11 protein-coding genes are annotated in these 12,995 nt (G+C 61.7%); 4 read left to right on the top strand and 7 right to left on the bottom strand.

Going from position 1 to position 12,995, the window contains the following annotated elements:
* Positions 1-13: 13 nt before the first annotated feature.
* The gene (locus tag ABV589_RS21400) at positions 14-1,114 is read right to left on the bottom strand and encodes a PLP-dependent cysteine synthase family protein (RefSeq protein ID WP_367083495.1); all 1,101 of its coding nucleotides are present in this window, start codon (positions 1,112-1,114) and stop codon (positions 14-16) included.
* A 331-nt stretch (positions 1,115-1,445) separates the two neighbouring features.
* Here ABV589_RS21400 and ABV589_RS21395 point away from each other — a divergent pair, with 331 nt between their 5' ends.
* Both ABV589_RS21395 and ABV589_RS21390 read left to right on the top strand, forming a co-directional pair.
* Complete coding sequence (locus ABV589_RS21395; protein ID WP_367083493.1) at positions 1,446-2,639, top strand: S-type pyocin domain-containing protein; 1,194 nt, start codon at positions 1,446-1,448, stop codon at positions 2,637-2,639.
* 11 nt (positions 2,640-2,650) lie between these two features.
* The gene (locus ABV589_RS21390; RefSeq protein ID WP_367083492.1) at positions 2,651-2,902 is read left to right on the top strand and encodes a pyocin S6 family toxin immunity protein; all 252 of its coding nucleotides are present in this window, start codon (positions 2,651-2,653) and stop codon (positions 2,900-2,902) included.
* Positions 2,903-2,977: 75 nt separating this feature from the next.
* Here the strand turns inward: ABV589_RS21390 and ABV589_RS21385 are convergent, their stop codons facing one another.
* Positions 2,978-3,442 carry a glycine zipper 2TM domain-containing protein gene (locus ABV589_RS21385; RefSeq protein ID WP_007969461.1) on the bottom strand — a complete coding sequence of 155 codons (465 nt, stop codon included), beginning with the start codon at positions 3,440-3,442 and terminating at the stop codon, positions 2,978-2,980.
* Positions 3,443-3,609: 167 nt separating this feature from the next.
* Between ABV589_RS21385 and ABV589_RS21380 the strand changes: the two genes are divergently transcribed.
* A complete protein-coding gene (locus ABV589_RS21380) occupies positions 3,610-3,846 on the top strand; it encodes a hypothetical protein (RefSeq protein ID WP_367083490.1) in 237 nt (78 codons plus the stop codon).
* Between the two features lie 5 nt (positions 3,847-3,851).
* Here ABV589_RS21380 and pdxH read toward each other — a convergent pair whose 3' ends face one another.
* The 5 genes from pdxH to dinG all read right to left on the bottom strand — a co-directional run bounded on the left by pdxH (position 3,852) and on the right by dinG (position 11,691).
* A complete protein-coding gene (gene pdxH, locus ABV589_RS21375) occupies positions 3,852-4,499 on the bottom strand; it encodes a pyridoxamine 5'-phosphate oxidase (RefSeq protein WP_367083488.1) in 648 nt (215 codons plus the stop codon).
* 24 nt (positions 4,500-4,523) lie between these two features.
* The gene (locus tag ABV589_RS21370) at positions 4,524-5,660 is read right to left on the bottom strand and encodes an OmpA family protein (protein ID WP_367083486.1); all 1,137 of its coding nucleotides are present in this window, start codon (positions 5,658-5,660) and stop codon (positions 4,524-4,526) included.
* A gap of 113 nt (positions 5,661-5,773) precedes the next feature.
* Complete coding sequence (locus ABV589_RS21365; protein WP_098967554.1) at positions 5,774-6,919, bottom strand: serine hydrolase domain-containing protein; 1,146 nt, start codon at positions 6,917-6,919, stop codon at positions 5,774-5,776.
* 190 nt (positions 6,920-7,109) lie between these two features.
* Entirely contained in the window at positions 7,110-9,452 is a 2,343-nt protein-coding gene (locus ABV589_RS21360; RefSeq protein WP_367083484.1) for a beta-galactosidase, read from the bottom strand.
* A gap of 94 nt (positions 9,453-9,546) precedes the next feature.
* Complete coding sequence (dinG, locus tag ABV589_RS21355) at positions 9,547-11,691, bottom strand: ATP-dependent DNA helicase DinG (RefSeq protein ID WP_007968875.1); 2,145 nt, start codon at positions 11,689-11,691, stop codon at positions 9,547-9,549.
* A gap of 99 nt (positions 11,692-11,790) precedes the next feature.
* On the opposite strand from dinG, the gene ABV589_RS21350 reads away from it, so the two are divergent.
* Positions 11,791-12,255 (top strand): DUF2269 family protein, encoded by a 465-nt coding sequence (locus ABV589_RS21350; RefSeq protein WP_367083482.1) that lies wholly within the window; start codon positions 11,791-11,793, stop codon positions 12,253-12,255.
* Positions 12,256-12,995 lie beyond the last annotated feature (740 nt).

Below are 12,995 nucleotides of genomic sequence, written 5' to 3'. Positions count from 1 at the left end.
GGTTTTCGGTGTATCAGATATTCGCGCGCAGCACTGTGGTTGGCAGCGGCTCACCCCGTTCGGCACTCGCCGCCACCGCCGCAATCAACCCCTCCAGCTCATAGCCCTGCGCCTTTAGCCAGTCTTGATCGTAATAGGTGTCGGCATAACGCTCGCCGCCATCGCACAGAATCGCCACGATCGACCCCGACTCCCCTGCCGCTGTCATCTGTTGCGCCGCCATCAGCGCGCCGATCAGGTTGGTGCCGCTCGACCCGCCGACATGCCGGCCCAGACGCTGTGCCAGATAATGCATGGCCGCCAGCGACAAGGCGTCCGGCACCTTGACCATCGCATCGATCACCTTCGGCAGAAATGAGGCCTCGACCCGTGGCCGGCCGATGCCTTCGATCCGTGAACCGCAGTCCAGACGCAGACTGGCGTCGCCCGTCTGGTAGTAATCGAAAAACACCGAGCGCTCGGCATCGGCGCACAACACGCGGGTGCAATGCTGGCGATAACGCACGTAACGACCCAGGGTCGCGGTGGTGCCGCCGGTGCCGGGGCTGGAAATCAGCCAGCTCGGTTCCGGGTGCTTCTCGAAACGCATCTGCTGAAAGATCGACTCGGCGATGTTGTTGTTCGCCCGCCAGTCGGTGGCCCGCTCGGCGTAGGTGAACTGGTCGATGAAGTGCCCGCCATGCTCGCGGGCCAGACGTTCGGATTCGGCGTAAATCTGCGTCGGATCCTTCACCAGATGGCTCTGGCCACCGTAGAAGGCGATCTGCGCAATCTTCTCTTTCGAGGTGGTCGCCGGCATCACCGCAATAAACGGCAAACCGAGCATGCGCGCAAAGTACGCCTCGGAAATCGCCGTCGAACCGCTGGACGCCTCGATCACCGGTGCGCCGGGTTTGAGCCAGCCGTTACACAACGCATACAGGAACAGCGACCGCGCCAGGCGATGCTTGAGGCTGCCGGTGGGATGGCTCGACTCATCCTTGAAATACAACTCGATGCCCGCAAAACCCGGCAGCGGCAAGGGGATCAGATGGGTGTCGGCGCTGCGCTGGAAGTCCGCTTCGATGATGCGGATGGCTTCACGGGCCCACTGTCGGTTGTCGCTCATGGTCATGCTCTCGTTGAGTCGGGCAGGAGTAGCCTTGTCACAGGCTCAGTCCCCCAGCATAGGAAAAAACCGGCAAGGCTCACAGATACAGCTGAGGCTCAATTCATCCACCAACTGCCAGGTTTTGGGGCAAATAAGTATCAGGCTTTTGCAGTAATTGCGCAGAACCCATCTCCCCGTTCTTTGAACTGAAGCGGCCTGCTCGCCCCCCTGACAGACAAATAGCGAACAATCCGCACTTAATCAAAGATCCGTCCTACAGCCAGCATTTGTCCGCTTCGTTAACGTCGCACAGCCCTTTCGAGGGCCTGTCGATGGATGAACGAAAGGACGCTCAGTGGCTCGCAACAAGGACATTCCCCGGGTCCCCAACCCGCCGGCGGGCGACGGTCATCACGTCACCTGGCGCTACATGACGGCCACTGAACTGGCCGAGCGCGACGCCCGGCAGAACGCTTACGACGCCATGCTGGCGCGGCAGGAGGCCTTCGAGCGCAGCCGAGAGGTTGCGGCGAAAAAGCCTGATCCCGTACGCGCCGGGTGCGTGTTCGCCAAGTCCTGCAAGTTGCCGGACGCGATCATCGATTACGCGAATCCTTCGGGGATGGTGCCGACCGACAGCCTGAAAGATTACGGAGATCTGGTCCTGCTCGGCGGCCGTGAAGCCGATGACAGCGGCGGCGTTCCACTCAAGAAAATCAGCGGCACTGCCATCCCGGCAGGCCTGGGCACCTTCGCCCTTGCGGGTGAGGTGTTCAAGGCATTGCCCGCCATCGCTTCCGCCGCCGTTGTGACCCCTTTGGTCGGGCTGGTGGCGTTGCTCATGCCATCGAACCTGGGCGACAGCGCCCTCTACACCGAAGACCAGTTGCTCGCCCTCAAACAGGCTCGAACCCGCGTGCGCCTACATGTCGAACAACAGGCCGACGGCAGCCTCAAGGGTTATGGCTTCTACACCGGCAAGAATCGCGACTGGGAAATGGTCGATGTCGCGCAGTTCACCGCACGTGATAACCGCTTTGTCGCAGACCTCGGCGAAGGCATCGAACTGATCTGGACGCCCGCCGTGGACGGCTCCGACATCCTCGGCATCCCCGCGCTGGAGGCCGCTCCGCAGGCACCGCATATTTGGGTGTACCCACCGACGAAAGCGGCGAACGGGATTCTGGTGAACCCGGTTTATCCGCCGGAGTATCGGGATTTCATTCTGGTGTTTCCGGCGGATTCTGGGGTTAAGCCGGTTTACATTGTGCTCAGTCGAGCTCGCGACCATGCCTACTACGACCACCCAAAGACGCTACCTGCGTTTCCTGATGCAGTGAGAGTGAAGTCCAAGTCATCGGTTCAGGGTGGAGGAAAGCGGCGAGCACGCTGGGTAGACCGCAAAGGTCGGATCTATGAATGGGATTACAAAAGCAATGCTGTAGAAAAATACGACAAATTGGGAACCACTCATTTGGGTGAGTTCAATCATATTACTGGTGAACAAACCGGGCCCGCCGAGCCGGATAGAAGAACCTCTAGAAATTAAGGGACTAAAACATGCGTTACCTTTCAATAACCGGATTTTATCCTGACGAAATCCAAGACAGCTCGCTACAGTTTGAAATGGATATCAACGATAGCGAAATGAATGAAAAAGTCGCTCAGCTCATTGAATCCAAGCCGCTTAACGAAATGGAGCCTGGGGAGTTGTTATTGAGCCCGGATCAAGTAAGTGCATTGGAAGTCCTTCTGAACGTCAGCTTCCCGAAGGGGCTGGAGTATTTCATGGGCACCTGTGCCCAGCATTGAGCGGGCGAATTGAAACAAACAAAAAACCCCGACCAGTCACCTGATCGGGGTTTTTCTTTTACCGCTCGTTTCCGCTTAGTGCGAAACGCGGCTGGTGCCACCGACGGTGGAGATGCGCACGCGCTCACCAACACGGAACACTTCGTTTTCCTGAACCTGTTGCACGTAGGCGCGCATGCTGCCGTCGTCTTCGCGCACGGTGATTTCCACGCCCTGGGTACGGGTCAGGCCTTCTTCGGTGGCCGAACCGATCAGGCCACCGGCCACGGCGCCGATGACCGCCGCAACGATGCTGCCCTTGCCGCCACCGATGGCGCTGCCGCCGACACCGCCAACCACTGCGCCAGCAGCGCCGCCGATCGGGGTCTTGGTGCCTTCGATTTTCACCGGACGCAGGGATTCGATGGTGCCCATGCGAATCGTCTGCACACGACGCGCTTCGTCACGGGAATAGGAGTCACCGGTCAGGCTCGACTGGCAGCCGGTCAGCAACATCGCCATCGTGGAAAAGGAAGCAACCAGCAGAACAGACTTACGCATAGCATCAACTCCAAAAGTACATTTGCTCATTAAACCCCGCTGCTTGACGCCTGTCACGACACAGCCCGGATAAACTTGATTTTATTCAGGCCCGGTACAGGCACCTGCTGCCCACCCAACAGTAGCGTCAAATCACCCAACCTGCCGGGCCAAACCCAAGGATTTCCATGGATTACCTGATCATTTTCGTCACCACCGTCGCCGGTCTGTACTTCCACGGATGGCTGTACGTGCGGATCAGACGCTGGATGGATCGTGATCTGGCGCTGTCCCTGGCGGGCAAGGATGAAGGCAAACGCGCCTTCATGCTGGAACGGCTGGCCGAGGCCCGCGCGCGGAAGATCAAACGCCGGGACCTGCCGCAGTGGCTTGCGGCCGCTGCGGCAGGCTATCACGCTCGGTAGACTGCTTAAGGCGCCAGACGTTCAAGAATCCAGTTGGCGCCCTGCTGACGATAGTTCAGGCGATCGTGCAGACGACTTGGACGGCCTTGCCAGAACTCGATGCGCTCGGGTAGCAAGCGATAACCGCCCCAGTGTTCCGGGCAATCCGGCTGTGTATCGCTGAAGCGCTGCTCGGTAGCCTTGAGCAGATCTTCCAGCTCGCCACGCCCGCTGATCACCCGGCTTTGCGGTGAGGCCCAGGCGCCGAGCCGACTGCCCAGCGGACGCACCTGATAATACGCGTCGGACTCTTGCGGGGTGACTTTGACCACCCGCCCTTCGATGCGCACCTGGCGCTCCAGGGTTGGCCAGAAAAACGTCATGGCCGCGAAAGGATTCGCCGCCAGATGCTGGCCCTTGGCGCTGTCGTAGTTGGTGAAAAAGGTGAAGCCCTGCGCGTCCAGGCCCTTGAGCAGCAGAATGCGACAATGCGGGCGACCGGCCGCATCGACCGTAGCCAGGGTCATGGCGTTGGCTTCCACTGGCGCCTGTTCGGTTTTCACCGCGTCGGCAAACCATTGGTGGAACAGCGCAAACGGTTCGGCCGGGGCTTGCGCCTCGGTCAGACCGTCCCGGGTGTAATCACGACGCATATCTGCCAGAGCCTGGGTCATGGCGCATTCCTTTTCGTTAGCGGATCACTGCTTGGAAGTATCGCTGGCGGCGACTTTCTTGTCAGTTGCCGCGGCTTTGGCCGGAGCGGTTTTCTTGGCAGGGGTTTTTGCCGGTGCCTTGGTCGCTGCTTTCTTCGCAGGTGCCTTGGCGGCGGCTTTCTTCGCCGGAGCCTTTTTGGTTGCAGGTACGGCGGCCTTCGAAGCGGCCGGCGCCGGGGTGACCGGTTTGGCTGCAGGCTTGACGTCCTGTGCGGCAAGCATCGTGGTTGGTGCCGGCGCTGGCATGTTGTACTTGCTCAGCAGCGCAACCATGGTGTTCTGCGGGGTCACCAGCAGTTCGACGCGACGGTTCAGGGCACGACCTTCGGCGCTGTCGTTGGCGGCACGCGGGGCATCGCCGCCCATGCCGCGCAGCATCAGGCGATCACGCTGCAAGCCGCTCAGGCGGAAGATCGCTGCCACGGACTGGGCGCGCTCTTGGCTGAGTTTGACGTTGGCCGGCGCGGCACCGGTGTTGTCGCTGTGACCGAGTACCAGGACTGCGGTTTTCGGGTCAGCTTCGAGGATTTTCGCGACATTGGTGAACGGGCTGAGGGTCACTGGCAGCAGCATCGCTGGACGTTTCGGGTTGAACGAGCCTTCAACCGGCGCGATCACCACCAGCACGTTGTCACGGCGTTCGAGTTGCAGATTGCTGTCCTTGATCGCTGCACGCAGACGTGGCTCGTAGTCATCCAGCCAGGCCTGGGTGACTTTCGGGTCAGGCATCGGCACCACTTTGGCAGTCGATTGATCCTTGCCGCCGAACGGCCACCACCACTTGGTGCCGGTGTCGGCATCGGCCTTGGCCACTGCCGCCGGTTTGGCTTCGGGTTTTACCTCGGGTTTCACATCGGCCTTGGCGGTCGAATCATCGGAACCGCCGAACGGCCAGTACCAGTGGCTGCTGCTTTCAGTCTTGGCAACTGGTGCGGTAGCGGCAGGCTTGAGCGGCGCCGGGGTTGCGACAGGAGCCGGGGCTGGGGCCGGCTCTTTGGCCGCCACTTTGTCGGAGGATCCGAACGGCCACCAGCTGCCGCCGTCCGCATCGTTTTTAGGAGTCTGTGCGCAACCGGTGATCGCAACACACAGGGCCAGGGCGAGAGTTTTTTTGGATGACATTGAAAATCCACAAAGTGAAGTAATGAAAAATCAGAGCTCTTTTGCCCGGATAAACTGACGCTTTGAATCGAAAAACCGGATCTGGTTCCAACTCTGGAACCTCATGTAAAGCTTTACAGACAAGTGGCAAGTACCCGCGCCAGTTGCTGTGCGCGCGGATCCATCAAGACGTACGGCCCAAGGGTATTTGTCACAAAACCGAACGCGACATCGTGCTCAGGATCAGCAAACCCCACTGAACCACCCGCACCCGGATGACCGAATGCACGTGGGCCGAGGCCGTAAGTGGCATTCGCCATGTCCGGCTGATCGAGCATGCAGCCCAGGCCGAAACGGGTACGGGTCAGCAGGGTCTTGTCCTCGCCGTAGCTGTGTTCGCGGGTCAGTTCTTCAAGCATTTCGCTTTCGAGCAGGCTGCCATCGAGCAGGCCTGCGTAGAAGCCGGCCAGACTGCGTGCGTTGCCATGCCCGTTGGCGGCCGGCTGCTGCATGCGCCGCCATTCCGGTTTGTTGGTGCTGGTGAGCACCGACGGCGGATTGGTGAAGGCGCGAGTGGTCATGGCGGTCGGTTCGCGCATGGTCACCTGCAACAAGCGTTGGGCAGCAGCGTCACCGACGTTGCCCTTGCCCCGTGCGATATGCGCCACGCGGTGGAATTCTTCGTCCGCCAGGCCGACGTGGAAATCCAGCCCCAGCGGCTTGGCGACACGGGCGACGATCGACTCGCCCGGCCCGCGGCCGTCAGCGCGACGCAGCAACTCGCCGACCAGCCAGCCATAGGTGATGGCGGCATAACCATGGCCGGTACCCGGCGTCCACCACGGCGCTTCGGCCGCGAGGGCGTCGACCATGGTTTGCCATTCGTAGAGGGCCGCGGGCGCCAGCAACTCGCGCAGGGCCGGCAGACCGGCCTGATGGCAGAGCAATTGGCGCAGGGTGACGGATTCTTTGCCGGCGGCCGCAAATTCCGGCCAGTAGCGGGCAACCGGCGCATCCAGTTGCAGTTTGCCTTCGGCCACCAATTGCAGTGCGGTAACGGCGGTAAAGGTCTTGGTGCAGGAAAACAGGTTGGCGATGGTGTCGCTGTGCCAGGCTTCGGTGCCGTCCTTGTCGGCCGTACCGGACCAGAGGTCGAGGACGGTTTCTCCGCCGACCTTGATGCACAGGGCTGCGCCGCGTTCCTGGGGATCGTCGAACAGTGCCGCGAATGCCTCGCGCACTGCCTCGAACTGAAGCTCGTAATGTCCCTGAATCTGCACCCGCAACTCCCCCGCGAAAACGCTCTACAAAGTGGCCCGCATTGTTCCAGCCCTTGAGGGATTTGGGAACAGCTGCGGGTCGGGTGGTCATTTCAAGGCAAAATCAAAAGATCGCAGCCTGCGGCAGCTCCTACAGGAAATGTAACTTTGTAGGAGCTGCCGAAGGCTGCGATCTTTAAGGCATCAAACCTCAGTGACCATTCCCCGAATGCCCGCCCGCATGCCCGGCCCCCGGGCCTTTGCCGGCTTCACCCTTGCGCCCGCCTTCGGCCTCATGACCAACAGCGGCGGCAGCTTTCTCAGCCTCCTTGCCCAACTGATCAACCGCCTGCAAATTGCTCTTGCGCACCGCCTCGACAAAACCCTGATACGGCAGATCGGTAATCCCCACCAGACCAAAGTGCCCGTTCTCGCCATCGAGCAGACGCCCGGTCACCGGTTGATCCAGGTACTGGAACCAGTGCACGCCGACAATCGACGGCTCGCTCAGTGCCTGCTTGAGGAAGTTGGCGTAAGCCGGGCCACGGTCTTCTTCCTTCGCCAGTTGCGTCACGCCACCCCAGAACGGGCCACGATCACTGGAGCCGAAGTTGAATTCGGTGATCAGCACCGGTTTGTCGAGGGCACGCAGGGCGGCGAAGTCGTAGCCGTCCTGCGGTTTCAGCGTGTACATGTTGAAGCTCAGCACATCGCAATACTGCGCGCAGGAGGCCACCGCTTCCGGGGTGCTGGTGGCGAAACGGCCACCGAGCAGCAACTGATTCGGCGCGTGCCATTTCAGCGAATCGGAGATGGTTTTGAAGTAGGTGTCGGCGAACACTTTCTGGAAGTATTTGAAGTCGTTTTCGATTTCCGGGTGTTCTGGATTCGGCATCGGTGGCACGAAACCCGGGTCTTCCATCAATTCCCACGCCGGCAGATCAATGCCCCACGCTTTCGACAGGCCTTCCTGGTTGCGGTACTTGTCGCGCAGCTGCTTGAGGAATGCGCGCTTGGCCGGTACGTCGGTGGTCATTTTCAATGTGCCGTAGGCCAGGGCGTAGCGCGACTGCGGATCATCGCCCGGACCGGCCCAGGCCAATTCGTTGTCGGCGTAGTAACCGATCAGCCATGGATCATCGCGGTGATCGCGGGCGGCGATGGCCACGGCACGTTCGGTGGCCATGGCGAAACGCGGGTCGAACGGGTCAGGCATGCCGCCCCACCAGTCGCTGCCGGTGCTGATGCTGGTGTAATCGCCGACGATCGACAGCGGCAAGGTGTACGGCACCCGATCGGCCTCGGCGAGCGAGTCGGCGCTCCAGTTGCCGACCGTGTTGAAGCCCCAGGCCTGCAAGCGATCGAGAGTGTGCGCAGCCCACTTCTGTTCATCGACCGTGGCTTTGCATGGAGCGGCGTTCGCCGGTTCGGTTTGCGCCGGTGCTGCGCAAGGTTCGCCATACAGGCGTTGCAGGTTGGCACCATAGAAATCGTACCAGCGCCCGTTGCCATAGCCGCGGCCCTGATCGGCGCCGTTGCCGCCACGGTTGTCGCCTTCGCCGAAATGACTGGCAAGTGGTTCGTCAGGCTTGGGCAGGGATTCGAACATCCACTCACGCCCGGCCACGTAGGTCTGGTTGACCTGCGGGCTGACGGTGTTGACCCCCAGCGAATAAAACGGATGCCCTTCAGGGGTCACCAGGTACCAGCGGCCGTCACGTTTTTCGGTGCGGAAAAAGCCGCTGGCCTTGAACGCCGGGCCTTTGTTCCAGCCGCCGAACTTGTCCAGCGAGGACTTTTCGCGCTCGGCCAGCCAGGTTTTCAGCTGTTGCTGTTCCTTGGCGGCGGCGGATTTCAGTTGTTCATCGTTGCTGATTTTTTCCGGCCATTTGCTGCGGGTCGATTGGCCGTAAGCGTCCACCAGATTGCCGTAGACAGCCTGGGTCACGGCATCGCCATCCTGCACGCCGAAACGTTCGAGCAGCAGGCTCTGCGCGGCTTTCGGCTGATCCATCCACAGGCTCACTGACACCACTTGGCTGCGATCCAGTTCACCGCTACTGCTGGCCAGCAGAATCCGCTGGCCATCGACGGTCATCGGCATCGGCGGCCCGGCCTTCATGCCCTGGCTTAGCGGCGAAGTCGCCACCAATGGCACCAGCAGGGTTTGCGCGGGGCCGGCCGGCAGGTCGACGCGGCTGGTCAGGGTCTGGCCGTTGTTGCTCTGGATTTGCACGTAGACCGTCACGGCCCAGTTCATCGCGCTCTGCAGACGCAGGCTCATCATGCCCGACTGCGACCAGTCCCAGGCGCCGGTCTGCGGGGTCAGGCGCAAGGTTGGGCGGGCTACCGGGTTGAACGTCACCCGGCGCAGCACTTCACCTTCCGGGGTCTGCTCGGCGTTGGCTTGTGGCAGGTCAGTGTTTTCGGTGACGACTTTCACCACGTCGGCGGGGCGAACGAAGTTGAACAGGGTCTGCTGACCCGCAGGCGCCGCCAGTAACGGGGCAGCGAAAATCAAGGCGAATACGGCAGGCAACGAACGGCGAATCATAAGAACGGAGTTCTCCCTAACGACCAACTAAGGCCAATGGAAAAGCATGGCAGAGAGATAGACAGCGCGGCGGGCAAAACTGCCCACCGTTGTCTCAGGATATTTCACGACGGAATGGCGGCAACGCATTGAGGATCGCCTTGCCGTAGCGCTGGGTGACCAGGCGCCGATCGAGCAAAGTGATGGTGCCGCGGTCTTCTTCAGTGCGCAGTAGACGCCCGCAGGCCTGGACCAGCTTCAAGGAGGCATCGGGCACCGAGATTTCCATGAACGGATTGCCGCCCCGGGCCTCGATCCACTCCGACAGCGCCGCCTCGACCGGATCGTCCGGCACCGAGAACGGGATCTTGGCGATCACCACGTGCTCGCAGTAGGCGCCCGGCAAGTCCACGCCTTCGGCGAAACTGGCGAGGCCGAACAGCACGCTGGAATCGCCGCCATCGACCCGCGCCTTGTGCTTGTTCAGGGTTTCCTGTTTCGACAGGTTGCCTTGAATGAACACCTGCTTGCGCCAGTCACGGTCGAGGCCGTCGAACACGTCCTGCATCTGTTTGCGCGAAGAGAACAGCACCAGCGTGCCGCGCGAGCCTTCGACCAGATCCGGCAACTCACGGATGATCGCCGCGGTGTGAGCAGCGGCGTCGCGTGGATCAGCCTTCAGATCCGGCACCCGCAGCACACCGGCATCGGCGTGATGGAACGGGCTCGGCACCACGGCGGTGACAGCTTTCTTCGGCAGACCGGCGCGCATGCGGAAACGGTCGAAAGTGCCCAGTGCAGTCAGCGTTGCCGACGTCACCAGGCAGCCGTAGGCCACGTTCCACAGGCTGCGGCGCAGGGTTTCGGCAGCAAGAATCGGGCTGGCGTTGACCTCGATGTCGAACAGCGAACCGCTTTCGGCCAGGGTCAGCCAACGCGCCATCGGCGGGCTGTCTTCCGGGTCTTCGGCGGTGAACGCAGTCCACAACTCCCAGTTGCCCGACGCCCGCGACAACAGGCTGCCGAACAGCGGATACCATTCTTCGGCCTGATTGCTGGCGATGCCGATGTTGACCTCGCCGTCCATGCCTTCCTTGAGCAGGTCGGTCAGGCGGGTGAACAGATCGTTGAGCCGCGAGTAGCCCTTTTTCAGCTCGATGCCCATTTCGCGCATGTGCTCGGGAATCACCCCGCCGACGAAACGATGGCGTGGCCGCTCGCGACCTTCGACGTCTTCGCCGGGTTTGAAATCGGCAATCTGCTCGCACGCGGTGAACATGAACTGCTGCTGGGTCTTGATCTCCCGCGCCAGCTCGGGCACTTGCTCGATCAGCTTGCCGAGATCCCCCGGCAACGGATGCTGGGCCAGCAGTTTGGTGAGGTTCTTGGCGGTGGTTTCCAGCCAGTCGGCAGTGGAACGCAGACGCGTGTAGTGGGCGAAGTGGCCGATGGCCTTGTCCGGGAGGTGATGGCCTTCGTCGAATACGTAAATGGTGTCGCGTGGATCCGGCAGTACCGCACCGCCGCCGAGGGCGAGGTCAGCCAGTACCATGTCGTGGTTGGTGACGATCACGTCGACCTTGCCCATGCCTTCGCGCGCCTTGTAGAAGGCGCACTGGCCGAAGTTGGGGCAGTGGCGATTGGTGCACTGGCTGTGATCGGTGGTCAGCCGTGCCCAGTCGGCGTCTTCCAGGGCGTTGGGCCAGCTGTCGCGGTCGCCGTCCCATTTATTGCCGGCGAGTTTCTCGATCATGCTGGTGAACAGCTTCTGACTGGCTTCGTCGACCTCGATCTTGAAACCTTCTTCTTCGAACAACTGGGCGGTGGCGGTTTGCGCGTGGCCTTCCTGCAGCAGCATGTCGAGCTTGGACAGGCACATGTAGCGACCACGGCCCTTGGCCAGCGCGAAACTGAAGTTCAGCCCGCTGTTGCGCATCAGGTCGGGCAAATCCTTGTAGACGATCTGCTCTTGCAGAGCCACGGTCGCGGTGGCGATCACCAGGCGTTTGCCGGCCAGCTTCGCCGTTGGAATCGCGGCCAGGCTGTAGGCCACGGTCTTGCCGGTACCGGTGCCGGCTTCCACCGCGACAATCGCGGGGTCGCCACTGCGCCGGCCTTCGTCGTCGGTGTCGATATCCCCGAGGACTTTGGCGACTTCGGCGATCATCAGGCGCTGGCCGTAACGCGGCTTGAGGCTCTTGGCTTCAAGAAAACGCGAATAGGCGCCCTGGATCGTGGTTTTGAGTTCAGTGCTGATCATTGATTGTCGGGCGCAAAAAACGCTGGATAAATTTTCAGTGGTTTCGGATGGCGGCTATCATACCCCGCTAATCAGTCCCGCGCAGAACGGAGTGCCCCAATGACACCTTTTAGCCTCGTGTATCCACTGCATGTCCTGTCCGCCCTGGTCTGGGTCGGCGGCATGTTTTTCGCCTGGATGGTCCTGCGCCCGGCGGCGGTGAAGGCGCTCGACGGCCCCGCCCGCCTGACCTTGTGGGTGGAAGTGTTTCAAGGTTTTTTCCGCTGGGTCTGGGTCGCGGTGATCCTGCTGCCGATCAGCGGTGTCGGCATGCTGCATCTGCAACAGGTCGGTTTCGAGACCGCGCCGAAGTACGTGCAGGTGATGATGGGACTGTATGTGGTGATGACGGCGCTGTTTATCCGGATTCAGGGTTTGATGCTGCCGGAGTTGCGTAAAACGATGGAAGACAAGGACTGGCCGGCGGGTGCGGCGGTACTGGGGCGGATTCGCCGGGTGGTGGGGATCAACTTGATTGTCGGTTTGGTGCTGGTGGCGATTGCCGCGGCGCGGCCGATGTTCTGATCCACACAACCTGCACTTTTTGTGGCGAGGGAGCTTGCTCCCGCTGGGCTGCGCAGCAGCCCCAAATCAGACGACGCGTTCAATCTGATGGAGCGCGGTATCCGGGGTGGGGCCGCTACGCGACCCAGCGGGAGCAAGCTCCCTCGCCACAGTTGTGAGTAGCGCTGTTATTTAGAGGCGCTGCACAGCCACAGCCCCCGCCGTACCCTCCGGCCCAGGCTGACGATCGCGGCGGCGCGGCCGATGTTCTGACCCACTGACGACCTGCACTATTTGTGGCGAGGGAGCTTGCTCCCGCCGGGCTGCGCAGCAGCCCCAAATCAGCTGGCGCGTTCAATCTGAAGAAACGCGGTATCCGGGGTGGGGCCGCTACGCGACCCAGCGGGAGCAAGCTCCCTCGCCACAATTGTGAGTAGCGCTGTTATTTAGAGGCGCTGCACAGCCACAGCCCCCGCCGCACCCGCAGGCCCAGGCTGGCGATCGCGGCGGCGCGGCCGATGTTCTGACCCACTGACGACCTGCACTATTTGTGGCGAGGGAGCTTGCTCCCGCCGGGCTGCGCAGCAGCCCCAAATCAACGGACGCGTTCAATCTGATGGAGCGCGGTATCCGGGGTGGGGCCGCTACGCGACCCAGCGGGAGCAAGCTCCCTCGCCACAATTGTGAGTAGCGCTGTTATTTAGAGGCGCTGCACAGCCACAGCCCCCGCCGCACCCGCAGGCCCAGGCTGGCGATCGCGG

It is taken from the genome of Pseudomonas sp. HOU2 (genome assembly GCF_040729435.1).
Classification (GTDB): domain Bacteria; phylum Pseudomonadota; class Gammaproteobacteria; order Pseudomonadales; family Pseudomonadaceae; genus Aquipseudomonas.
This window is presented reverse-complemented; position numbering and strand designations above follow the sequence as displayed.